We start from the raw sequence: 24176 nt of genomic DNA, 5'->3' as shown, positions 1-24176 counted from the left end.
TCCCGGCATCCGCCGCCTACAGTTTGTAAGTCAACTGGCGTACAAACATGAGCTGGAGCGTGCATGGATACCGAAGCCGTGATCGAGGCTGCCGACGTGGTGGACGGCCGCCCGCCCGGCGCGGACCGCAAGGAACAGATCATCCGAATGGTCGCCCTGTTCGTGATGCCGTTCCTCATGGTCACGATGATGTTCGCGACCTACATGTCGACCATGCACTCACCGCACCCCCGGGACATGCCGGTAGCGGTCGTCGGCAGCGGCGCCACGGCGCAGGCCGTGGTCGACGGGCTCAACTCGGGCGACAGCACCGAGGCCACGCTGGTGACCACCCGCGACGACGCTGTCGACCTGCTGCACGACCAGGAAGCCGCCGGCGCGCTCGTCCTGCCCACCGACGGCGGCGCCAACGCGACAGTCCTCACCGCCTCGGCGGCCGGAGCCTCGCAGAACGCCACCGTCCAGCAGTTGCTCGCGCCCGTGGTCTTCCAGAACAGCTGGAAGGCCACCACCGAGGACGTCGCACCGCTACCCGCTGGTGACTCGGCCGGCATCGCGGTCCTGTTCGCGGCGATGGGCATGATGCTGGCCGGGTACGTGCCACTGAGCATCATGGTGATGGGCGTCCCCCACCTGCTGCGGCTGCGCCGGTTCCTGCCCGTGCTGGCCGGCTGGTCCGCGCTCACCAGCTCGATCATCTGGCTCATCCTCGGGCCCCTCGTGGGTGCCGTCGACGGCCACTACCTCACCTTCCTCGGCGTCGGCATGCTCGCCACCGCGGCCGTCGGCCTGGCCCAGCTCCTGCTCTCCAAGCTGGTCGGGCCCCTCGCGGTGCTGCCCGGCATGCTGCTCTGGGTCGTGTTCGGCATGCCCGCGTCGAACCTGGCCCTGTCCGTGCACAACATGCCCGGGTTCTTCCAGTTCCTGCATGGCGTGCTGCCGCTCCCGGCGGCCGGTGAGGCGCTGCGCTCGGTCCTGTACTTCGACGGCAACGGTCTGGGCACCCACCTGATCGTCCTGGCCCTGTGGATCGTGGCCGCCCTCGCGCTCTGCCTGCTCAAGGAGCGCAGCGCGAGCGGGAAGATGATCCCCGGCGTCCCCCCGGTCACCGACCCCGACGCGAAGGCCCCCGCTCTGGCCGGCGGGCCGCCGCGCTCCAAGCGATTCCGGTACGTGGCCGCGGCGGGCTTCCCGCTGGCCATCCTCGTGGTCGTCGTGGGCGCCATGGGGTTCTCCATGCACAAACCGCAACCGCACGACATCCCGGTCGTCGTGGTCGCCGCCGCCCCTGGGCAGGCTCAGCAGACCGCTGCCGGTCTCAACGCGCAGCTCGACGGCATCATCGACGTCACCGTCGCCGACACGGTTGCCGAAGCCACCGAGCAGATCCACTCCCGCGACGTGGTGGCCGCCTTCGTCCTGCCGTCGGCGCCGGGCACTCCGGCGACCCTGTACTCGGCGTCCGCCGCCAACGCCAGCCAGCAGTCCGCGATCCGCGCGATCTTCCAGCCGATCACCGCCGCCGAGGGTTTCTCGCTCACGCTGGCCGACGTGCAACCGCTGAGCGAGACCGACACCGGCGGCAGCAACAGCATGTACGTCGGCATGTCCTGGATCATGGCGGGGTTCCTGTTCCTGGCCGTCCTGCGCGGTGGCGCCCCGCACGTGCGCCGCCTGCGCCAGTTCCTGCCGCTGCTGGGCGGCTGGGCGATCGGTATGTCCGTCTGGCTGTGGTTCCTCTTCGACGTCGTCATCGGCGCGATCAGCGGCAACGCCCTGGAGACGATCGCCTACGGCGCCCTGACCATCTTCTCGGTCTCCCTGGCCACCGGAGTGCTCACCCGCACCGTCGGCCTGGCCGGCATCATCCCGATGATGGTGGTGCTGATGATGGCCGGCGTACCCGCCTCCGGCGGTGGCATGTCGGTGTACCTGGTCCCCGAGGTGTTCCGCCCCCTCCAGGACGTGCTGCCGTTGCCCGCGGCCGTCGACATCGCCCGATCGCTGCGGTACTTCGACGGCGTCGGCGTCGGGCAGAATCTGCTGGTCATCGCCATCTGGGGCGCCGTCGGGCTCGTCCTGAACCTCGTGGTCGACCAGTGGCTCAAACGCCGCGAGCGCCGCTCGGACTCCGGCGGCCCGGACGCGGGTACGACACCCGGGACGCACCTGAGGTTGGTGCCGGCCGAGACGCACTGAGCGGCACTGCAAGCCCACCGCCGATCCCTCGTGATCGGCGGTGGGCGGCTCCTGGTCAGGCGGGGTTGTACTCGACAGCGACGTCGAGCACCCAGGTGACACCGAACGGGTCGGTGAGCATGCCGTAGAGGGGAGCCCAGCCGGCGAGCGCGAGGTCGACCAGGACGGTCGAGCCACGTGACCTGACTAGACGCCCGGTGGCCGTGCGCGTTGTGTCGTCGCGGCGGCGAGGACTCCGCAGCTGGCGCTGATCAGCCCGAGGACGGATGTGACCGGGTTGACGTACCCGGGCACGGATGAGGTGACGTACGTGCCGCCACCGCTGAGGTGGCACTCGAAGCGGAGCGGTACGTAGCTGACTCCGTACCCGTCGACCTGGCTCGCCAGCTGCGACCCGCCCTCCCTGCAGGGTTCGATCGGGAAGGAACCGGCTCCGCCGTCCTCCGCCCGCATCACCGCGTAGCCGAGGTGGAGCAGACCCCACGCGTACATGGCGACGGCGCCCGCACCGGCGAGAAGCGCCGCCGCCCGCAACCAACCCGACCGGGAGCGTTCGCCTTTCCTGAGCACCGCGCCGAGCCCACGTACGGTGAGGATCGCCGCGGTGGCGGCTCCGCCCAGCGCGGCGAGAAGCAACCCGAGAAACAGCATGACGACATCATGATCTTCTGGGTTCACGTGCGCCGCGCGGGGCTCACGTCCACCCAGGCGGCCGTTCCGGGCTTCGGCGAGTGGAAACGCAAAACCGGGCGCCTGGAGGCTGTATCCCCCTGCGCCCGGCAGTGTCGGGTGAAACTTTCCTGGTGCCCCCGGCAGGATTCGAACCTGCGCCCCCGCCTCCGGAGGGCGGTGCTCTATCCCCTGAGCTACGGGGGCTCAGCGACTGGAGAAGACTAGCAAACCTCCCCTGCGTACGCCGAATCGGTATCGGGTGAGCCGATCGTGTCGGCAACCGGCTCACCCGGTGCTCAGGCCGCCGCGATCGCCCGCCCGCAGCTGGGCAGCGGGTGCAGGACGATTCGCCGGGGGAGCCGCCGCGGCCACTCGTTGCGCGGCCAGGAGCCGTCCACGATCAGGTGGACGGTGCGCTGCTCCTCGCCGCTGAGCCGCAGCACGAAGTCGCGGGGGAGCGGCGGGTCCACCGTCGGCGTGGTGATCATGAAGCGCACCCGACCGCGGGACGAGACAGCGGAGATCACGTCGGCGGCCGGCATCGTGCCGCGCAGCCGGACCCGGCCGATCCAGTAGACCTCCGCGAGGTGCTCCTGGGCGGCCCGGGTGATCCCCGGGTACTCGCTGCGGACCCAACGCTCGACCGCGCTGACGCAGAGCCCGCACGCCCGCTCGCGCGGCTCCCGCGGACCCAACCCCCAGGCCCGCAGGTACGCCCCGACCGCGCCAGTGTCCAGCGGCAGCTCGAAGCGCCGCTGGATGAGCGTGGTGAGGCTCTGCCGCGTCCACAACTCCTCGTCCAGGCCGAACTCGTCGGGATGGACGCCCCGCAACGTGTCGATCAACTCGAGTTCCTGTTCGCGGCTGAGCATTCCCGGCTCGCCCTGCCGCTGTCCGCGACGGACGGCTGCCACCGCCCCGTCACCGCCAATGGTGTGGCGTCGGCACCAACTGGTGACCGAACGCCGTGCGTCTCTGAGTGCAACCCCCACGTCTTGGGCAACGAGCCCGAATCGCAACTGGTCACGATATGTGGGGAGAAAACTCTCTAAGCAACGTAATCGCCTGTGCCACGCAAAACGCCCACAAGGGACGAGAGGGGTGTTCGAGTCATAAACGGCGGTCCTGGCCGCGTTGATCGACTCGGGTTCGTGGAAACCGGGGCGTCCCGGTCGCGTGGACCGCCCGGTTTCCTGAAAGCCGAGTCGATCAACGCCGGTGCTTGCGGCTGGGGCCCGTCCGGAGGCGGGGCTCGCGTCGGTGGCGGCGCGGGGTCGAGCGGCGTAGTGGCCTCGACGTGGTGCGGCCCGCGTCACCGCCACGGAGCGGCGGGGACGCGGGCCGGGTGCGCCGTCGTCCGGTCGGTCAGCCCTTGGCCTGGGCCTGGAGCTGCCGAAGGTTGTTCAGTTCGGTCTGCTGGGTGGCCTTCATGGTGTTCGCCACCCGCAGCACCTCGGCGTTGTCGGTCGCGCCGAGCGCCGCGTCGATCATGTGGATGCCGCCCAGGTGGTGCGCGTACATCAGGGTCAGGAACTGCCGGTCGACCTCGATGCCCTGAGCGTTGCGCAGGGCGGTCATCTGTTGCGGCGTGGCCATGCCCGGCATCAGGCCGTCCTTGACGGTGGCCCCGTCGGACATCCACGACATCGGCGGCTTCGACCCGGTCGGGCTGAGGCCCCATTCGCGCAGCCAGGTCTGCATCGCGCCGATCTCGCCCTGCTGCCCGGTGGCGATGTCGACGGCGATCTGCCGCACCTCGGGGAGGGTCGCCGACCGGTACGCGATCAGGCTCATCTCCACCGCCTGCGCGTGGTGGGTCGTCATGTCCCGGGCGAAGCCCGCCTCGACCGAGGCGTCACCGGGTCGGGTGATCCGTGGGGTGAGCAGACCGCCCGCGTACCCGAGGAGGAGCCCCACCACCAGCATGATGGCGAGCGCCAGCACGCCGTAGCGCGACGCCGGGGCCCGGCCCCCCTCGTCCGGGGCGGCCGGGATCTCGTCGTACTCGCTGTCGGTGGTTGCCGGAGCGGTCATTGCCGTCCTTACTGGGTGGGCTGCTGCTGTTGCTGGAGCTCACGCGGCGTGGTGCCGGTGGCGGTGATGCCGGTGTTGCAGAGCGCCGTCGGGCCCTCGACGGAGGCGTTCACCCGCAGGTCCTTGATGAACTCGTCGATCCGCGAGTCGTCAGCGTTGTCGACCTTGAGCTGGTAGCCCCAGGCCTGAAGCGAGATCGGCTTGTCCAGGCCCTCGTACGGGCTCATCAGGGTCTTCTCGACACCGCGCACCTTGCTGGCGAGCTTGTCGACCTGGTCCTTGGGCAGGTCCGGGCGGTAGGTGATCCATACCGCGCCGTGCTCCAGGCTGTGCACCGCGTGCTCGTTGGCGATCGGGGCGTCGTACACGTCGCCCATGCAGTTCTGCCAGGCGGCGTTGTGCACCCCACCCACCGGCGGCGAGTAGTTCCAGGTCAGCGGGCCCGACTTGTGCGACTCGTACTTCAGGCTGTCCGGGTCGGACTTGCGGATGTTGGCGATGCCGTCGATGGCGTTGGCCCGCTTGTCCCACGGCTTGGAGCCCTGGAACGACGCCCAGGCGCCGTAACCGATGATGCCGGCCGCGAGCACGCCAACCGCGACGAAGAGCGCGATCGGCCCCCACGCGCGGCCCTGGCTCACCTTGACCGGGGTGACCGGCTTGCGCGGGCCCTTGCCCCCGGCCCGGGGGGAGCCCGTCGGCTTGCCGGAACCGGCCTTGGCGCCGGACGCCGGCCGGCCTGCGGCCGGCTTCTTGCCGGTGCTGACCACGGTCGGGCGGCGCTCAGGGCCACCCGGGGTGCTGATGCTCATCGTGCCTCGTCAAGTCGGTCGGTCAGGGGAGTGGCGGGCCGGATGACGCGCAGGGGAGCCGCCGAGTGCCCGAGTCTACCCCCGATAACATGGTTGGGTGACTCCTGCAGAACTAGCCTCGGTCGTCCTTGCCGCCGCCCACGCCGTCTTCGAGCAGCGTGGGCTGGACGGCGCCGCGCTGCCGGCGAGCACGGTGGTGGAGCGACCGCGCAACCCCGAGCACGGCGACTACGCCTCGACGCTCGCGCTGCAGTTGAGCAAGAAGGTGGGCGTCCCGCCCCGGGAGCTGGCGACGGCCCTGGCCGACGAGCTGAGCCGGGCACCGGGGGTAAAATCGGTGGAAATCGCCGGGCCGGGCTTCCTGAACATCCGGCTCGACGCCGCCGCGGCCGGTCAGCTCGCGCGGGTGATCGTGGAGACCGGCGCGGAGTACGGCCGCAGCGACCGACTCGCCGGCGAGAAGATCAACCTGGAGTTCGTCTCGGCCAACCCGACCGGGCCGGTGCACATCGGCGGGGTCCGCTGGGCGGCCGTCGGTGATGCGCTGAGCCGGCTGCTGCGGGCCACCGGCGCCGACGTCGGCACGGAGTACTACTTCAACGACGCCGGTTCGCAGATCGACCGGTTCGCCCGGTCGCTGCTCGCCGCCGCCAAGGGGGAGCCGGCGCCGGAGGACGGCTACGGCGGGGCGTACATCGCCGAGATCGCCACCGAGGTGCAGGCCCGCCGGCCGGAGGTGCGCTCGCTCGACGACGACGCCGCCCAGGAGGTCTTCCGGGTCGAGGGCGTCGCGCTGATGTTCGACGAGATCCGCACCTCGCTGCGCGACTTCGGGGTGGAGTTCGACACCTACTTCAACGAGAAGGACCTGCACGACCGGGGTGAGCTCGACCTGGCGTTGAACCGGCTGCGCCAGCAGGGGCACCTCTACGAGTCCGAGGGCGCCACCTGGCTGCGCACCACCGATTTCGGTGACGACAAGGACCGGGTGCTGCGCAAGTCCAACGGCGAGTGGACGTACTTCGCCGCGGACTGCGCCTACTACCTGGACAAGCGCGAGCGCGGGTTCGAGCGGGTCGTGATCATGCTGGGTGCCGACCACCACGGCTACATCGGCCGGATGAAGGCGATGTCCGCCTGCTTCGGCGACGACCCGGAGCGCAACCTGGAGATCCTCATCGGGCAGCTGGTCAACCTGCTGCGCGACGGCGCCCCGATGCGGATGAGCAAGCGGGCCGGCACCGTGATCACCCTGGAGGACCTGGTCGACGCGATCGGCGTGGACGCCTCCCGGTACGCGTTGGCCCGCTACTCCAGTGACTCCCCGATCGACATCGACATCGAGCTGTGGACCCGGGCGACCCGCGACAACCCGGTCTACTACGTGCAGTACGTGGCAGCCCGGACAGCGGGCGTGGCCCGCAACGCCGCCGAGGTGGGGCTGGTTCCGGGCGACGCCGACGCGTTCCGCCCCGAGCTGCTCGACCACGAGAAGGAGAACGAGCTGCTCAAGGCGCTCGCCCAGTTCCCCGCGGTGGTGGCGACGGCCGCCGAGCTGCGGGAGCCGCACCGGGTGGCCCGCTACCTGGAGGAGAGCGTCGCCGCCTCCTACCACCGGTTCTACGACAACTGCCGAGTGCTGCCGCTGGGCGACGAGGAGATCACCGACCTGCACCGCGCTCGGCTCTGGCTCAACAACGCCACCCGCACGGTGATCGCCAACGGCCTGTACCTGCTCGGCGTCTCCGCACCCGAGAGGATGTGACATGAGGGCTCATGAGGCTGGTGCGCTGCACGCGGACATCAGCAACCAGGGGCCGGCCTGGCTGCGTGCCCCGGCCGACGTCAACGCCCTCGTGCCGGCGCTGTGGCCGCGGTCGGTGACGCGCGGTGCCGACGGCGCGGTCGCCGTCGCGGGCCTGAGCGTCCGCGACATCGCGGCCGAGTTCGGCACCCCGGTGTACGTCCTCGACGAGGCCGACCTGCGCTCGCGCTGCCGCGACTTCCGGGCGGCCTTTCCGACCGAGGACGTGTTCTACGCGGGCAAGGCGTTCCTCTGCCGAGCGGTGGTCCGGATGATCGCCGAGGAGGGGCTGCACCTGGACGTCTGCACCGGTGGCGAGCTGGCCACCGCGCTGTCGGCCGGAATGCCGCCGGAGCGGATCGGCTTCCACGGCAACAACAAGTCGGTCGCCGAGCTGGGCCGGGCGTTGGACGCCGGGGTGGGCCGGATCATCGTCGACTCGTTCACCGAGATCGACAGGCTCACCGCGCTGGCCCGCGAGCGCGGGGTCCGGCCCCGGGTGCTGGTCCGGGTCACTGTGGGCGTCGAGGCGCACACCCACGAGTTCATCGCCACCGCCCACGAGGATCAGAAGTTCGGCTTCTCGCTGGCCGGCGGTGCCGCCGCGAACGCCGCGTTCAAGATCCTCGACGAGGGCGTGCTGGAGCTGCGTGGTCTGCACTCGCACATCGGCTCGCAGATCTTCGACGCCAGCGGCTTCGAGGTCTCGGCCCGGCGGGTGCTCGCCCTTCAGGCGCAGATCCGCGACGCGCGCGGGGTGGAGCTGCCCGAGCTGGACCTGGGCGGCGGCTTCGGCATCGCGTACACCACCCAGGACGACCCGGCGACCCCGCAGGATCTGGCCAAGCGGCTTCGCAAGATCGTCGATTCGGAGTGCGCAGCGGAGAACCTGGCAGTGCCGCACCTGTCGATCGAGCCGGGCCGAGCCATCGTCGGGCCGGCCGTGTTCACCCTCTACGAGGTCGGCACGGTGAAGGACCTCGACGGTCTCCGGACGTACGTCAGCGTCGACGGCGGGATGAGCGACAACATCCGCACCGCCCTCTACGACGCGTCCTACTCGGCGACGCTGGCCTCGCGGGCCTCGACCGCGCAGCCGTTGCTCGCCCGCGTGGTGGGAAAGCACTGTGAGTCCGGGGACATCGTGGTGAAGGATGAATTCCTGCCCGCCGACGTGCAGCCCGGAGATCTTGTCGCAGTGCCCGGCACCGGTGCGTACTGCCGAAGCATGGCCAGCAACTACAACCATGTGCCCCGGCCACCGGTGGTCGCGGTGCGCGACGGCCAGGCGCGCCTGATCGTCCGGCGGGAAACCGAAGAGGACCTGCTCGCATTGGATGTTGGATGACGTCACCTGTGCGCTTGGCGCTGCTCGGCTGTGGCACGGTCGGCCAGGAGGTGGTCCGGCTGCTGCACGAGCAGTCGGCCGACCTGACGGCGCGGATCGGCGCTCCGCTGGAGATCGCCGGCATCGCCGTCCGTCGGCTCGGCCGCGACCGGGGTGACCTGCCGGTCGACGAGGACCTGTTCACCACCGACGCGCTTGGCCTGATCAAGCGCGACGACGTGGACGTCGTGGTCGAGGTGATCGGTGGCATCGAGCCGGCCCGGAGTTGGCTGGTCGAGGCGCTGCGCGCCGGCAAGAGCGTGGTCACCGCCAACAAGGCGCTGCTCGCCGAGGACGGCGTGGCCCTGCACGAGGCGGCGGCCGAGGGCGGCGGCGACCTCTACTACGAGGCGTCCGTGGCCGGGGCCATCCCGCTGCTGCGTCCGCTACGGGAGTCGCTGCACGGCGATCGGATCAACCGGGTCACCGGCATCGTCAACGGCACCACCAACTTCATCCTCTCCGCGATGGACGCGACCGGCGCCGGCTTCGCCGAGGCCCTCGAAGAGGCCACCGCCCTGGGCTACGCGGAGGCCGATCCGACCGCCGACGTGGAGGGCTTCGACGCGGCGGCGAAGGCGGCGATCCTCGCCTCGCTGGCGTTCCACACCCGGGTCGGCGCCGCCGACGTGCACCGCGAGGGCATCACCGAGGTGACCGCCGCGGACATGGCCAGTGCCCAGGCGATGGGCTGCACGATCAAACTGCTCTGCATCGCGGCCCGGGGTGTCGACTCCACCGGCCGGGAGACGGTCAGCGTCCGGGTGCACCCGGCGATGATCCCGCGCAGCCACCCGCTGGCCAGCGTCGGGGACGCGTTCAACGCGGTCTTCGTGGAGGCGGACGCGGCCGGCCAGTTGATGTTCTACGGTCGGGGCGCCGGTGGCGCACCCACCGCCAGCGCGGTGCTCGGTGACGTGGTCGCGGTGTCCCGCAACCGGCTCGCCGGGGTGCGCGCGGCCAGCGAGAGCGCGTACGCGGACCTCGCGGTCCGGCCGATGGGTGAGGCGTTGACCCGCTACCACGTGAGCCTCGACGTGGCCGACCGCCCGGGTGTGCTGGCCTCGGTGGCGAGCGTGTTCGCCCGGCACGACGTGTCGATCGCGACCGTGCGGCAGGGTTCGGCGGGCGGGCCGGCGGGCCGCGACGGCGACGCCGAGCTGGTCATCGTCACGCATGTGGCACCGGACGCCGCGCTCGCCGCGACCGTCGGTGAGCTGCGCGGTCTGGACATCGTCCGGTCGGTGACGAGTGTGCTGCGGGTCGAGGGCAACGCCTGAGTCGTTGCATCATCGACGGGACGGCTCGCGCGTCCCGTCAGGTGGGTAAGCCAGGGTGTGCCGTTGACCACTCCAGCAGGCTGGTCCAAGGTGGCCCTGACAATTGGGTGGGCGCGGCGGTAGAGGCGAGGAGAGCGACATGTGGCGGGGTCTGATCGAGGCGTACCGGGATCGGCTGCCGGTCACCGCGGCCACGCCGGTCGTCACGCTGCACGAGGGCAACACCCCGCTGTTGCCGGCGCCGGTGCTGTCCGCCCGGCTCGGTTGCGACGTGCACCTGAAGGTGGAGGGCGCCAACCCGACCGGCTCCTTCAAGGACCGGGGGATGACCCTCGCGGTGTCCAAGGCGGTCGAGGCCGGCAACAAGGCCATCATCTGCGCCTCCACCGGCAACACCAGCGCCTCCGCCGCGGCGTACGCGGCCCGGGCCGGGTTGACCTGCGCCGTGCTGGTGCCGCAGGGCAAGATCGCGCTGGGCAAGCTGGCCCAGGCGCTGGTGCACGGCGCGAAGCTGCTCCAGGTGAACGGCAACTTCGACGACTGCCTCGCGACGGCCGCCAAGCTCGCCCAGGACTACCCGGTCGCGTTGGTCAACTCGGTCAACATCGACCGGTTGCACGGCCAGAAGACCGCCGCCTTCGAGATCGTCGAGGCGCTCGGTGACGCGCCCGACATCCACTGCCTGCCGGTCGGCAACGCCGGCAACATCTCCGCGTACTGGATGGGCTACGCGGAGGAGCTGTCGGCCGGCGCCACCACCCGCACCCCGAAGATGTACGGCTTCCAGGCCGCCGGGGCGGCCCCGATCGTGACCGGTCAGGTGGTGCCGGAGCCGTCGACCATCGCCACCGCGATCCGGATCGGCAACCCGGCGAGCTGGACCAAGGCGTTGGATGCGCGGGACGCCTCCGGGGGCCTGATCGCGTCGGTGACCGACCGGGAGATCCTCTCCGCGTACCGTCTGCTGGCCCGTGAGGTGGGGGTCTTCGTCGAGCTGGGCAGCGCGGCCAGCGTGGCCGGCCTGTTGCAGCAGGCCGCGGCGGGCGCGGTGCCGCCCGGCTCCACTGTGGTCTGCACGGTGACCGGCCACGGGCTGAAGGACCCGGAATGGGCGATCTCCACCGCGCCGGCGCCGGTGACCATCGCGAACGACCCGCTGGCCGCGGCGCGCGCCCTCGACCTGGCCTGAGCGCGCCACCGTCCGCGTGGTGATCGACGGCGGGTAGCTGGACGGCGGTGCGGCCCGGGGGCGGCGGGGGTCGGGGTATGCGAGTCCGGCACACTTTCGGGTATCCCCGCCCGCATTCTCGTTCAGGAGTGAGCCAGGCCGATGTCGCTGCTCGCCAGATTCAGCCTCGCCAACCGAGGGCTGATTGCCCTCATCGCGGTGGTGACCACGGTGTTCGGAGTGTTCGCCGTGCCGTCGCTGAAGCAGCAACTGCTGCCGTCGCTCGAGTTCCCGGCCGCGTTCATCGTGGCTCCCTACCCCGGCGCCGGCCCCGAGATCGTCGAGTCGCAGGTGACCGAGCCGATCGAGAACGCCCTCCAGGGCATCCCGGGGCTGGACCAGGTCACCTCCACCTCGCGCGAGGGGGCGGCCACCGTCCAGGTGACGTACGAGTTCGGCACCGATCTCGACGACGTGGTCAACAAGATGCAGACCGCGTTGAGCCGGATCGACGCCCAGCTGCCGGAGGGCGTCGACCCGCAGGTCATCGCGGGTAGTACCGACGACCTTCCGGCGGTGGTGCTGGCCGCGGCCGGCACGGCGGACGAGCGGGCGCTCGCCGAGAAGCTGCGCGCGACAGTGGTGCCGGAGCTGGAGGGCATCGAGGGGGTACGCACGGTCGAGGTGACCGGTACCCGCGACGACGTCGTGGTGGTCACTCCGGACCCGGCGAAGTTGGCCGCCGCGAAGATCCAGCCGACGGCGATCGGCGCGGCGCTGAAGAGCAACGGCGTGGCGGTTCCGGCCGGCGCGGTGACCGACGGCGCGTTGGCCCTCCCGGTGCAGGTCGGCACCCCGATCTCCACCCTGGAGGAGCTGCGCGGCATCGTGGTCGCCCCGGCCGCGGCACCCGTTCGCCTCGGTGACGTGGCGACGGTCGAGCAGCAGCTCGCCCCGGCCACGGCGATCACCCGGACCAACGGCAAGGACAGCCTCGGTATCGCGGTCACCGCGGCACCGGACGGCAACGCCGTGGAGATCTCGCACGAGATCCGGGACCGGCTCGACGACCTGAAGGACGCCTCCGGCGCGGAGCTGACAGTGGTCTTCGACCAGGCGCCGTTCGTCGAGAAGTCGATCGAGTCGCTGACCACGGAGGGTCTGCTGGGCCTGGTGATGGCGGTCATCGTCATCCTGGTCTTCCTGCTGTCGGTGCGCTCGACGGTGGTCACCGCGGTCTCCATCCCGCTCTCCGTGCTGGTGGCGCTGATCGCCCTGTGGATCGGTGACTACTCGCTCAACCTGCTCACCCTCGGCGCGTTGACCATCGCGGTCGGTCGGGTGGTCGACGACTCGATCGTGGTGTTGGAGAACATCAAACGACACCTGGAGTACGGCGAGGAGAAACGGCACGCCATCATCACCGGCGTCCGGGAGGTCGCTGGTGCGGTGACCGCGTCCACCCTCACCACCGTGGCGGTGTTCGCGCCGATCGCGCTGGTCGGCGGGTTCGTGGGTCAGCTCTTCGCACCGTTCGCGATCACCGTGACGGTGGCCCTGCTCGCCTCGCTGCTGGTGTCGCTGACCGTGATCCCGGTCCTCGCGTACTGGTTCCTCAAGCCGCGCGGCGGCACCGCGGACGACGAGGCGGTACGGCACGCCGCGGAGGAGAAGGAGCTGCGCAGCCCGTTGCAGCGGGCGTACCTGCCGGTGATCGGGTTCGCCACCCGCAAGCGGTCGACCCGTTGGATCACCGTCGGGCTCGGCCTGCTGGTGCTCTTCGGCACCTTCGGTCTGGCGCAGAAGTTGGAGACCAACTTCCTGGACGACTCCGGCCAGGACACCCTCAACATGAGCCAGGAGCTGCCGGCCGGCAGTGGCCTGGCGGCAACCGACGCGGCGGCCAAGCAGGTCGAGTCGGTGCTGTCCCGCACCGACGGCGTCGAGACGTACCAGGTGACCGCGGGCGGTGGGGACAACCCGTGGGCGGGCGGCGGCGGCAACAACGTCGCCAGCTGGTCGCTGGCGCTCGACGGTGACACCGACGCGAAGCAGATGCGTGAGGTGCTGCGCAAGGAGTTCGACAAGCTCGGCGCCGGTGTGGGTGAGATCAGCTTCGGTGGCGGGCAGGAGGCGTCGACCAGCCAGCTGGAGGTGATCGTCCAGGCCAGCGACCCGGAGGCGCTGATCCGGGCCGCCGAGGAGGCGCGGGCCGCGATGGCCGGGGTCCCGGACGTCGAGGACGTCTCCACCAGCCTTGCCGCGCGGGTGCCGCGGGTCGACGTGGTGGTCGACCGGGTCGCTGCCGGTCGGGTCGGGCTCACCGAGGCCGCCGTGGGGCAGCTCGTGTCGCAGGCGTTCCGGGGAGCGCCGCTGGGCCAGGTCGCGCTCGACGGCCAGCAGCAGAACGTGGTGCTGCGGTTGGGCACGCAGCCGCCGACGACCGTGGACGAGCTGCGGGCACTGCCGGTTGGTCCGGTGAAGCTGGGCGACATCGCGAAGGTCACCCAGGGTGAAGGCCCGCAGCAGGTCACCCGGATCGACGGTGAGCGCAGCGTGTCGGTGACCGGCGCGGCGACCGGCTCGAACCTGGGCGCGACCAGCCAGGAGTTGCAGAAGCGGCTGGACGGCATCAACGTGCCGGGTGCGAGCTTCACCATCGGTGGTGTCAGCGCGGATCAGGCGGATGCCTTCGCGGACCTGGGCCTGGCGGTGCTGGCCGCGATCGCCATCGTCTTCCTGATCATGGTGGCCACGTTCCGCAGCCTCACTCAGGCGTTGATCCTGCTGATCTCCATCCCGTTCGCGGCGACCGGTGCGATCGGTCTGCTGTTGATCACCGGGACGCCGCTCGGTGTGCCGGCGCTGATCGGTGTGCTGATGCTGGTCGGCATCGTGGTGACCAACGCGATCGTGTTGCTCGACCTGATCAACCAGTACCGGGCGCAGGGCATGGGGGTCCGGGAGGCGGTGGTCGAAGGTGGCCGTCGCCGGCTGCGCCCGATCCTGATGACGGCGGTGGCGACCATCTTCGCGCTGCTGCCGATGGCGTTCGGGTTGACCGGTGAGGGCGGCTTCATCTCTCAGCCGCTGGCGGTCGTGGTGATCGGTGGTCTGCTCAGCTCGACGCTGCTCACGCTGATCCTGGTGCCGACGCTGTACACCATGGTGGAGCACACCAAGGAGTCGCTGCGGGGTCGGCGCGCACGGCGGCGCTCCGGCGGGTCGGAGGTGACCACGACGGAGACCGACGAGGTGCCAGCGCCGAACCAGGTCGCGGTGCCGAGCGGCGCGCCCGCCCCGGTCGCGGCCGAGGGTGTGCAGCCGGCCGGGCGACCCGCGCCGTCGGCCGCGTTGGTGGAGGGCACGGACCAGTTCGAGGTGCTGCGGCTGCCCCGTAGCCGTACCTCGCCGCTGCCTCCGGCGGAGCCGACCGAGTAGGTCGCAGCGCGGTTCGGAACGCCCCCGGCGGATTTTCGCCGGGGGCGTTCCAGGTTCATTCGACCGAAAACACTCCGACTCGACGACCCCATACTTTGTGTGACTTCTTGCATACTCCTCGTAGGCGGGTGGGGGTGTGGGTGAAGCGGGGGCGGGCGGATGGCCGAGGGCGCGCGCGGGTGGGGGCGACGCGACCTGCTGCGCCGTGGCCTGCTGGTGGCGGGCGGTGTGGCCATCGGTGCCGGGACGTCCGAGGCGTGGCGGGTCACCCATCGTCAGATGCCGATCGCCGACGGTCCCGCCAGCACCACCCTCGGTAACGGCCGGCAGGGTGTCGGCTCCGGCGCGCTGGAGGTCGTCTGGTCGGGGCGGACCGACCAGCGCCTGGTGGCCCTCACCTTCGACGACGGCCCGGCGCCACAGTGGACTCCCATGGTGCTTGACACCCTGGCCCAGCACCGGGTGCCGGCCACCTTCTTCATGGTCGGGGCGCAGGTCCGCCGGCACGCCGACGTCGTCCGCGACCGGCTCGCCGGGCACGAGGTGGGAAACCACAGTTGGGAGCACCGGGACCTGGCCGAACTGAACACCGCCGAGGCGTACGACGACCTGCGCCGCAGCCACGACGCGATCGCCGACCTGACCGGGGTGCCGCCGGCGCTCCTCCGCCCGCCGTACGGCCACCTGGGCGGGGCGGTGCTGCACGCGGCGGCCCGGCTGGACTATCGGCTCGTGCTCTGGTCGTTGCAGATGGTGGAACGCGAGTTCCCCGACGATCCAGCCGGTCACGCGCGACGGATCGTGGCCGCGGTCCGACCGGGAACGATCGTGCTCGGCCACGATGTGGGGGCGCGCCGGCGACTGGTCGCCCTGCGGGGCCTGGCCGACATGATCAACGGGCTACGGTCGCGCGGCTACACCTTCGTCACGGTCTCGGCGCTGCTGGGAGCGGATATGGCTCCGACGACGACCAGGTAGGGTCGCGCTCCGTGGCGTCCACCCTCTCGGTTCTGACCGGCAATCGGAGCTTCCGCAACCTGTTCCTCGCCGAGCTGGTGGTCTTCGGCGCCGACTGGTTCGTCATGGTGCCGCTGCTGGTGCTGCTGCCGCACCTGACCGGCAGCGGCGTCTGGGGCGCGCTGGTGTTGGCGGTGGACACCGGCATCGTGGCGTTGCTGCTGCCGTACACCGGCACGATCGCCGACCGCTTCGACCGCCGGAAGATCATGATCGCCGCGAACGTGGCCGCGCTGGCGGGCGTGCTGCTGCTGCTCGGCGTGCGCAACGCCGGAACGGCGTGGCTGGCGCTGGTCGCGATCGGCGTGGTGGCGGTCGCCAAGGCGTTCTACTCGCCGGCCGCCCAGGCCGCGCTGCCCAACGTGCTGGAGCCGCACGAACTCGCCGCGGGCAACGCCGTCGCCGGCTCGGCCTGGGGCACCATGACCGTGGTCGGTGCCTCGCTCGGCGGCGTGCTCAGCACCGCTGCCGGCCCGTACGTCTGCTTCTGGGTGGCGGCGGCGGGCCTCGCGGTGGCCGCGGCCCTCGCCACCCGGATCCGCCGGCCGTTGCAGGCGCCCCGGGATGCCGACCAACCGGCCCAGCGAACCTGGTCGGCGGTCCGCGAGGCGCTCGGCTACATCGGTCACCGCCCCCGGGTGCTCGCGCTGGTCACGGTCAAGTCCGCGGTGGGCCTGGGCAACGGCGTGTTGACCGTGTTTCCGCTGCTGGCCGGCGTGTACGGTGTCGGCCCGCTGGGCGCCGGACTGCTCTTCGCGGTACGCGGCGCGGGAGCGTTGGTGGGGCCGATCCTGATGCGCCGGGTGTTGACCAACCGGGCCTGGCTGCTGCCCGGGCTCGCGCTGTCCATGTCGCTCTACGGCCTGTCCTACCTGGGCACCTCGGTGGTGCGATGGTTTCCGCTGGTGCTGCTGCTGGTCTTCGTGGCGCACTTCGCGGGTGGCAGCAACTGGGTGATGTCGAACTTCGCCCTTCAGGGCGAAGTTCCGGACCGGCTGCGGGGCCGGGTCTTCGCCACCGACATGATGCTGGCGACGCTGGCGATCTCGGTGAGTCAACTGGCTGTGGCCCTGGTGGTGGACTCGGTCGACGAACGGGTGGTGCTCGCCGGCTGTGGTCTGATCACCCTCGTGTACGCGGTCGGCTGGCGGATCGCCACCCGCCGCCTGTCGCTCACGGATCCGGCCGTCGAGCCGGTCCCGGACCCGGCCGGCTGAACTCGGCGGTCCCAGGCAGCGGGCGCGGGGCCGGTTCGTCGGTCCCGAGCCCTAGCATGAGCGCGTGCCGACGAACTTCACCGCCGAGCCGGTCCGGGTCCGCGTCCCGGCGACCAGCGCCAATCTGGGCCCGGGCTTCGACGCGCTGGGTCTCGCCCTCGGGCTCTACGACGACGTGGCCGCCGAGGTCGCCCCGGACGGTGTCCGGGTGACAGTGACCGGGCAGGGCGCCGGTGAGCTGCCCGACGACGACCGGCACCTGGTGGTGCTGGCCATGCGCGCCGCGTTCGACGTGCTCGGGGCCCACCCCACGGGGCTGAGCGTGGAGTGCGTCAACCGGATCCCCCAGGCACGTGGGCTGGGCTCCTCGTCCGCCGCGATCGTCGCCGGGGTGCTGCTGGCCCGCGCCCTGGTCGTCGACGGGGAGCACCGCCTCGACGACGCCGGCGCGCTGCGGCTGGCCGCCGAGATCGAGGGCCACCCCGACAATGTGGCGCCGTGCCTGCTCGGCGGTTTCACAGTGGCCTGGTCCGAGCCGAACGGCGCTCGGGCGGTCTCCCTGCCGGTCGCCGCCGCGGTGCGGCCCACTGTTTTCGTTCCGGCGGAACGCGGTTTGACCGCGACCGCGCGGGCGGCTCTGCCGGCAACCGTGCCGCACGGTGACGCCGCGTTGACCGCCGGGCGGGCTGCACTGCTGGTGCACGCGCTCACCACGGACCCGACCCTGCTGCTGCCGGCGACCGTCGACCGGCTCCATCAGGATTACCGCGCAGCCGGGATGCCGGGCACGTCTGCCCTGGTCAGCGCGTTGCGAGCGGCTGATGTGGCAGCTGTGGTCAGTGGGGCGGGGCCGACTGTGCTGGCGCTCAGCCAGCCTCCAGCGGGCTTCCCAGTGGGAACAGACTGGGAGATCTGGCAGTTACCGATAGACGTCAGCGGCGCGCGGGTCGCGCGGGGTAGACTTGGACACGCCGAGCGGGACCCTGTTGCCGCAGGTCGGAAGAGTTGATTACGCTCTAGACCTAGCACAGCCGCGAAGCACGCGATCTCCTGCGGGGCGGCGCACCCCCGAAGCTCTCGGCGGTCAGCCCGTCTACCCCTGCCAAAGGCCCACGCCGCACCGCAGTTTCCACAGGTCGCCGCAGACGGCGAGACCTGCTCACCGACGTTGGTGAGTCGGGATACCGACCGGCTGCTGTGTCACAGACTCCCGCGACGCGTCCTTGCGAGGCGGGTGCACCGAGGCCGCCCGGCCACCTGAGCTCCGACTCCGGGCAGTCCCGGCCTTATCGAGGGAAGGAATCCATTGAGCGACACCACCGACGTGACGTCGGATGTTTCCAACGTCGCTGGCGATGCCACCGCCGCCGCTCCCGCCCGTCGTCGGCGTAGCGGCACCGGTCTGTCGGCGATGCTGCTGCCAGAGCTGCAGAGCCTGGCTGCGTCGCTCGGCATCTCCGGCACGGCTCGCATGCGCAAGGGCGAGCTGATCGCCGCGATTTCCGAGCGGCAGGGCGGCAACGCCGCCGGGACCCCTCGACCACGGGCCGAGGTCGCGGCCGCGGCCGCCCCGACCCGCGAGGGGGTGCGCGCCGAGGTGCGGGAGACCGCCGACCGGCCGGCAGCCGAAGGACGCGGTGCCGAGCAGGCGCCGGCCGAGCCGGCCGCCGAGACCGAGGGCCGTACCCGCACCCGGCGGAGCCGGACCGCAACGGCGGAGGCCCGTACCACCGAGGCTCGCCCCGCTGAGGCGCGGGCGACCGAGGCGCGGGCGACCGAGGCGCGTACCGACGAGGCGGAAGCCGGCGAGCGGGCCGACCGTGGCGAGAACCGCCGCGAGCGGGCCGAGCGTCCGGAGCGCGCCGAGCGGACCGAGCGTGCCGACCGGGGCGAGCGGACCGAGCGTGCCGACCGGGGCGAGCGTGCCGACCGGGGCGAGCGGACCGAGCGTGCCGACCGGGGCGAGCGTGCCGACCGTGCCGACCGGGGCGAGCGCAACGACCGGACCGAGCGTGCCGATCGTGGCGAGCGCAACGACCGGACCGAGCGTGGCGAGCGTGCCGAGCGCAACGACCGGGGCGAGCGTTCCGACCGGGGTGAGCGGGCCGAGCGCAACGACCGACCCGACCGCGGTGACCGCAACGACCGCAACGACCGTGGTCAGCGTGCCGAGCGGGACAGCGACGACGACGACGAGGGCGGCGGCCGGCGCGGCCGGCGCAGCCGTTTCCGCGACCGTCGCCGCGGGCGCGGCGAGCGCACCGAGACCGGTGCCGACACCGGCGGGCGTGAGCCGCAGGTCAACGAGGACGACGTGCTCGTCCCGGTGGCCGGCATCATCGACGTGCTCGACAACTACGCCTTCGTGCGGACGACCGGTTACCTTGCCGGCCCGAACGACGTGTACGTCTCGATGTCTCAGATCAAGAAGTACGGCCTGCGCCGCGGTGACGCGATCACCGGTGCGGTGCGGGCGGCCCGAGAGGGCGGCAACAGCGGCGACCAGCGGCGCGACAAGTACAACCCGCTGATGCGGCTGGACACGATCAACGGGATGGAGCCGGAGGAGGCCCGGCGTCGTCCGGAGTTCTACAAGCTCACCCCGCTCTACCCGCAGGAGCGCCTGCGGCTGGAGACCGAGCCGCACATCCTGACCACCCGGGTCATCGACCTGGTCATGCCGATCGGCAAGGGCCAGCGGGCACTCATCCAGTCTCCGCCCAAGGCGGGTAAGACGATGGTGCTGCAGGCGATCGCGAACGCGATCACCCGCAACAACCCGGAGTGCCACCTGATGGTGGTGCTGGTGGACGAGCGGCCTGAAGAGGTCACCGACATGCAGCGGTCGATCAAGGGCGAGGTCATCGCGGCCACGTTCGACCGTCCGCCGCAGGACCACACCACGGTGGCGGAGTTGGCCATCGAGCGGGCCAAGCGCCTCGTCGAGCTTGGACACGACGTCGTCGTGCTGCTCGACTCGGTGACCCGGCTCGGTCGGTCGTACAACCTGGCGGCGCCGGCCAGCGGTCGGATCATGTCGGGTGGTATCGACTCCACCGCGCTCTACCCGCCGAAGCGCTTCCTCGGCGCGGCCCGCAACATCGAGAACGGCGGGTCGCTGACCATCATCGCCACGGCGCTGGTGGAGACCGGGTCCATGGCGGACACGGTCATCTTCGAGGAGTTCAAGGGCACCGGCAACGCCGAGTTGAAGCTGGACCGGAAGATCGCCGACAAGCGGACCTTCCCGGCCATCGACATCAACCCGTCCGGTACGCGTAAGGAAGAGGTCCTGCTCGCACCCGAAGAGCTGGCCATCATCCACAAGCTCCGGAAGGTGCTGCACTCGCTGGACTCGCAGGCCGCGATGGATCTCCTGCTGGACCGGCTCAAGCAGTCCCGCACGAACATCGAGTTCCTGATGCAGATCGCGAAGTCGACGCCGGGGGAGTAACCATCCCCGGGTGACGACGAAGGGGCACGGCCGCGATGGCCGTGCCCCTTCGTCATGTCCCCGGTCCGGACCCGCAGCCGGCGGGAGCGCAGCCGGCGGGCGATGACGCCCGCACGGTCAGGTGATGGAATTTTCCTTCGGTTCAGTCCGCAGGTATTGAAACTTCTATTCATTGCCGGGTTGACTGTGGTCCATGCGTACCCGCAGACGATCCGCCCGTCGCACCGGCGTCCTGCTGCTGACGCCGCTGCTCGCCCTGGCCCTGTCGCCGCCGGCCACCGCCGCGCCCACCATCGACCCGCCCACCGCATCGTCCCTGGCCTCACCCACCATCGCCGAGGACGCGCCGCCCGCGTCCTCCCGCCCGGCCGGCTCGGTCAGTCTGGCCGCCGCCCCGACCGCCCCGACCGCCGACGCTGGTGGTCTGGAGCCGGCCGGCGGGCTGGAGACCACGAAGGCCACCAGGCCGGTCGCGCCGGGCGTGCAGCTGACGTCCTTCGACCGGTACGACGCCGAGGGCTGGCTGCGCGCCGACGCGCTCACCACCGACCTGGCCGGCGGCTCCACCGTCGACTACGTCAACTCCGGCGCGGTCAGCCGAGCCGAGCCGCTGCGGAAGGCGGTGGACCAGTCGCACGCGGTCGCCGCTGTCAACGGCGACTTCTTCGACATCAACAACTCCGGCGCCGCCCAGGGCGTCGGCGTCCGGAACGGCGAGCTGATCCAGTCCGGGGTCAGCGGTCACCGCAACGCGGTGGCGGTCACCACGAACGGGCTCGGCCGGGTGATCGAGGTGAACTTCGACGGCAGCGCCACCCTGCCCACCGGGGCGGTCCCGCTGACCCAGTTCAACAACATGGTGCAGGCCGACGGCATCGGCGCCTTCACCGAGCTGTGGGGGACGTACTCCCGGCAGCGTGCCGTGGAGGGCGCAGCCCGGGTGGTCGAGGTCACCGTGACCGGCGGTCGGGTGGCCTCGGTGGGAAGCGTGGCCGGTAGCGGCCCGATCGTCGCGGGCAGCACCGTGCTTCTCGGCCGCGACCTCGGCGCGGACGCGCTGGCCGGCCTGCGCCCCGGTGACCCGGTGGCGGTGGCCTGGCGGCCGAAGCCCTCCGACGGCAGCACCCTGCACGCGGCGGTCGGGGGCGGCAACGTCCTGGTCCGCGACGGCGTCGTGCAGAGCATCGCCGACCCGACCCTCGCCCCCCGCACCGCCGTCGGGTTCAGCGCCGACGGTCGAAAGATGATCATGCTGACGGTGGACGGCCGCCAGGTCGACAGCCGTGGCGTGACGCAGACCGAGATGGGCCGGATGATGGCCGAGCTGGGCGCCCACCACGCGCTCAACCTTGATGGTGGCGGATCGTCCACGCTGCTGGCCCGGGAGCCGGGCGCACCCGCCGTGCAGCTGGAGAACGGCCCCTCGGACGGCAGCGAGCGGGCTGTGCCCAACGGCCTGGCCATCTACGCCCCGAAGGGCAGCGGCCGACTCACCGGCTACTGGGTCGAGACGGCCAGCGACCCCACCGCCGCCCCGGGCGTCTCACCGGTGCGCGGTGGGCGGCCCGACCGGGTCTTCCCGGGGCTGACCCGCACCCTCACCGCATCCGGCTACGACGAGACGTACGGCCCCGCGGCCGGTGCACCCACCTGGCGGGCGACCCCGGCGGTACGCGGCCGGGTCGACAGTGACGGTGTGTTCCACGCCGGCGCACCGGGGGCCAGCACGGTGACCGCCGCACGGGGGCGCGTCACCGGCTCGCTGAACCTCACGGTGCTCGGCCCGCTGGCCCGGATCGGCACCACAGCGGCGCGGGTCGGGCTGACCGGCCGGGACGGCAACGCAGTGGTCGGCGTGGTCGGGTACGACGCCGAAGGCAACACCGCACCGATCGAGCCGGCCGACCTCATCCTCGACTACGACCGGGACCTGCTGCGGATCACCCCCACCGGGGACGGCAACCTGTCCGTCGCCGCGTTGCGGGACACCGGCTCGGGCCTGGTGACCGTTCACGTCGGACGCACGAGCGCTGTCCTGCCGGTCACCGTCGGGCTGACCGACGTGCCGGTCGCCGGTTTCGACGACGCCGCGTCCTGGCGGTTCAGCCAGGCCCGCGCCAGCGGTTCGGTCGCGCCGGCGCCCGGGCACACCGGCACCGGCCTGCGCATGTCGTACGACTTCAGCCAGTCCACCGGCACGCGGGCCGCGTACGCCGACCCGCCCGCCTGGATCGAGGTGCCCGGTCAGCCGCAGGCCTTCGGGATGTGGATCCACGGCAACGGCACGGGGGAGTGGCCCAGCCTGCACCTGCACGACGCCCAGGACACCCAGCACGTGCTGCGTGGCCCACTGATCACCTGGACCGGCTGGCGGTACGTGGAGTTCGCGGTGCCGGCCGGGGTGCAGTACCCGGTGCGGGTACGCCGCTTCTACGTGGCCGAGACGAACGCCGCGGCGCAGTACACCAGCGAGGTGATCATCGACGACCTGGTGGCGAAGGTGCCCCCGACGGTCGACGTGCCGCAGGTGGCCCCGCGTACCGATCGGGTGGTGGTCCGCGACGGCACTGTGGACGGCGCGCCGTGGCGGTTCGCGGTGCTCTCCGACGCCCAGTTCGTCGCCGCCGACCCGGACAGCGACCTGGTCGCCCAGGCCCGGCGGACGTTGCGTGAGGTGCGGGCGGCCCGGCCGGACTTCCTCCTGATCAACGGCGACTTCGTGGACACCGCCTACCCGGCCGACTTCGCGCTGGCCCGGCGGATCCTCGACGAGGAGTTGGGCGACGCGCTGCCCTGGTACTACGTGCCCGGCAACCACGAGATCATGGGCGCCCCGATCAGCAACTTCGCGGCCGCGTTCGGTGCCACCTCCCGGGTGTTCGACCACAACGGCACCCGGTTCGTCACGCTGAACTCGTCCACCGGGACGCTGCGCGGCGGCGGCTTCGACCAGGTACGGATGCTCCGCGAGACGCTGGACGCGGCGGCCACCGACCGGCGCGTGGGTTCGGTCGTCGTCCTGCACCACCACCCGACGCGCGACCCCAGCCCGGCGCAGGCCAGCCAGCTCGGCGACCGCAAGGAGGCGGCGCTGCTGGAGCAGTGGCTGGCCGACTTCCAGCACAGCACCGGCAAGGGCGCGCTCTTCGTGGGCGGACACGTCGGCACCTTCCACGCCGATCGGGTGGACGGGGTGCCTTACGTGATCAACGGCAATGCGGGCAAGACGCCGTCCACCCCTGCCGACCAGGGCGGCTTCACCGGCTGGACGGAGTTCGGCGTGGACCCGGTGACCCTGGCCGAGGCCGACCGGGCCCGCCGTGACCCGCTCGCCGAGGGCCCGCGCTGGGTGGACGCGGAGTTCCACGCGCACGCCGACCGCCTCACGGTGGCCGCCCCGGCCAGCGTCGCGGTCGGCACCCCCGCGGCGGTCACCGCCACGCTGACCCAGCCCGGCGGGCGTACGGTCCCGGTGTCCGCGCCGGTCAGCGCCGACTGGTCGGCCTCGCCGGGAGTGCACGTCGGCTCGGCGGCCGGGGTGCGCCCCTGGCACACCGCCCGATTCGACCCGGCCACCGGCACCCTGACGGCACTGCGGCCCGGCGCGCCGATACGGCTAACGGTCGAGGTCAACGGCGCCCGTGCCGAGACCACCATCACCGTCACCGGGTGAACTGTCCGGACGGGCCCC

15 protein-coding genes and 1 tRNA gene are annotated in these 24176 nt (G+C 71.6%); 11 read left to right on the top strand and 5 right to left on the bottom strand.

Annotation, left to right across the window (positions count from 1 at the left end):
- Positions 1-63 precede the first annotated feature (63 nt).
- A complete protein-coding gene (locus GA0070561_RS25075) occupies positions 64-2199 on the top strand; it encodes an ABC transporter permease (RefSeq protein WP_141710452.1) in 2136 nt (711 codons plus the stop codon).
- Positions 2200-2385: 186 nt separating this feature from the next.
- Here the strand turns inward: GA0070561_RS25075 and GA0070561_RS33750 are convergent, their stop codons facing one another.
- The 5 genes from GA0070561_RS33750 to GA0070561_RS25050 all read right to left on the bottom strand — a co-directional run bounded on the left by GA0070561_RS33750 (position 2386) and on the right by GA0070561_RS25050 (position 5717).
- Positions 2386-2850, bottom strand: coding sequence for a hypothetical protein (locus GA0070561_RS33750; protein WP_167362486.1), 465 nt, complete (start codon positions 2848-2850; stop codon positions 2386-2388).
- 150 nt (positions 2851-3000) lie between these two features.
- A tRNA-Arg gene (locus GA0070561_RS25065) sits at positions 3001-3075 on the bottom strand.
- Between the two features lie 92 nt (positions 3076-3167).
- Complete coding sequence (locus GA0070561_RS25060) at positions 3168-3863, bottom strand: winged helix-turn-helix domain-containing protein (protein WP_091405941.1); 696 nt, start codon at positions 3861-3863, stop codon at positions 3168-3170.
- Between the two features lie 373 nt (positions 3864-4236).
- A complete protein-coding gene (locus GA0070561_RS25055) occupies positions 4237-4905 on the bottom strand; it encodes a DUF305 domain-containing protein (protein WP_091405938.1) in 669 nt (222 codons plus the stop codon).
- Positions 4906-4913: 8 nt separating this feature from the next.
- Positions 4914-5717, bottom strand: a complete 804-nt coding sequence (locus GA0070561_RS25050) for a DUF3105 domain-containing protein (RefSeq protein ID WP_091405936.1) — start codon at positions 5715-5717, stop codon at positions 4914-4916.
- Between the two features lie 97 nt (positions 5718-5814).
- Between GA0070561_RS25050 and argS the strand changes: the two genes are divergently transcribed.
- From argS to GA0070561_RS25000, 10 genes are all read left to right on the top strand, one after another.
- Positions 5815-7482 (top strand): arginine--tRNA ligase, encoded by a 1668-nt coding sequence (argS, locus tag GA0070561_RS25045; protein WP_091405934.1) that lies wholly within the window; start codon positions 5815-5817, stop codon positions 7480-7482.
- A 1-nt stretch (position 7483) separates the two neighbouring features.
- The gene (gene lysA, locus GA0070561_RS25040) at positions 7484-8869 is read left to right on the top strand and encodes a diaminopimelate decarboxylase (protein ID WP_091405932.1); all 1386 of its coding nucleotides are present in this window, start codon (positions 7484-7486) and stop codon (positions 8867-8869) included.
- A gap of 8 nt (positions 8870-8877) precedes the next feature.
- A complete protein-coding gene (locus GA0070561_RS25035; protein ID WP_208603859.1) occupies positions 8878-10188 on the top strand; it encodes a homoserine dehydrogenase in 1311 nt (436 codons plus the stop codon).
- 139 nt (positions 10189-10327) lie between these two features.
- A complete protein-coding gene (gene thrC / locus GA0070561_RS25030; RefSeq protein WP_091405927.1) occupies positions 10328-11377 on the top strand; it encodes a threonine synthase in 1050 nt (349 codons plus the stop codon).
- 141 nt (positions 11378-11518) lie between these two features.
- A complete protein-coding gene (locus GA0070561_RS25025) occupies positions 11519-14797 on the top strand; it encodes an efflux RND transporter permease subunit (protein ID WP_091405925.1) in 3279 nt (1092 codons plus the stop codon).
- A gap of 159 nt (positions 14798-14956) precedes the next feature.
- Positions 14957-15775, top strand: a complete 819-nt coding sequence (locus GA0070561_RS25020; RefSeq protein WP_091405923.1) for a polysaccharide deacetylase family protein — start codon at positions 14957-14959, stop codon at positions 15773-15775.
- Positions 15776-15786: 11 nt separating this feature from the next.
- Positions 15787-17031, top strand: coding sequence for an MFS transporter (locus GA0070561_RS25015; protein WP_091405921.1), 1245 nt, complete (start codon positions 15787-15789; stop codon positions 17029-17031).
- Positions 17032-17095: 64 nt separating this feature from the next.
- A complete protein-coding gene (gene thrB / locus GA0070561_RS25010) occupies positions 17096-18040 on the top strand; it encodes a homoserine kinase (RefSeq protein ID WP_091405918.1) in 945 nt (314 codons plus the stop codon).
- Between the two features lie 297 nt (positions 18041-18337).
- A complete protein-coding gene (rho, locus tag GA0070561_RS25005) occupies positions 18338-20485 on the top strand; it encodes a transcription termination factor Rho (RefSeq protein ID WP_091405916.1) in 2148 nt (715 codons plus the stop codon).
- Positions 20486-20678: 193 nt separating this feature from the next.
- On the top strand, positions 20679-24158 hold the full coding sequence (locus GA0070561_RS25000) for a phosphodiester glycosidase family protein (protein ID WP_091405913.1): 3480 nt from the start codon (positions 20679-20681) through the stop codon (positions 24156-24158).
- The last annotated feature ends 18 nt before the right edge of the window (positions 24159-24176 follow it).

The organism is Micromonospora saelicesensis (genome assembly GCF_900091575.1).
GTDB classification, from domain to species: Bacteria; Actinomycetota; Actinomycetes; order Mycobacteriales; family Micromonosporaceae; genus Micromonospora; species Micromonospora saelicesensis.
The sequence above is the reverse complement of the archived record's forward strand: the minus strand, read 5'-3'. Positions and strand labels throughout refer to the sequence as shown.

What these genes read in the sequence shown, in the direction of transcription:
- GA0070561_RS25075 (WP_141710452.1), top strand. Translation starts at nt 64, where the DNA reads ATGGATACCGAAGCCGTGATCGAGGCTGCCGACGTGGTGGACGGCCGC.
- GA0070561_RS33750 (WP_167362486.1), bottom strand. Translation starts at nt 2,850, where the DNA reads ATGCTGTTTCTCGGGTTGCTTCTCGCCGCGCTGGGCGGAGCCGCCACC.
- GA0070561_RS25055 (WP_091405938.1), bottom strand. Translation starts at nt 4,905, where the DNA reads ATGACCGCTCCGGCAACCACCGACAGCGAGTACGACGAGATCCCGGCC.
- GA0070561_RS25050 (WP_091405936.1), bottom strand. Translation starts at nt 5,717, where the DNA reads ATGAGCATCAGCACCCCGGGTGGCCCTGAGCGCCGCCCGACCGTGGTC.
- lysA (WP_091405932.1), top strand. Translation starts at nt 7,484, where the DNA reads ATGAGGGCTCATGAGGCTGGTGCGCTGCACGCGGACATCAGCAACCAG.
- thrC (WP_091405927.1), top strand. Translation starts at nt 10,328, where the DNA reads ATGTGGCGGGGTCTGATCGAGGCGTACCGGGATCGGCTGCCGGTCACC.
- GA0070561_RS25025 (WP_091405925.1), top strand. Translation starts at nt 11,519, where the DNA reads ATGTCGCTGCTCGCCAGATTCAGCCTCGCCAACCGAGGGCTGATTGCC.
- GA0070561_RS25020 (WP_091405923.1), top strand. Translation starts at nt 14,957, where the DNA reads ATGGCCGAGGGCGCGCGCGGGTGGGGGCGACGCGACCTGCTGCGCCGT.
- GA0070561_RS25000 (WP_091405913.1), top strand. Translation starts at nt 20,679, where the DNA reads ATGCGTACCCGCAGACGATCCGCCCGTCGCACCGGCGTCCTGCTGCTG.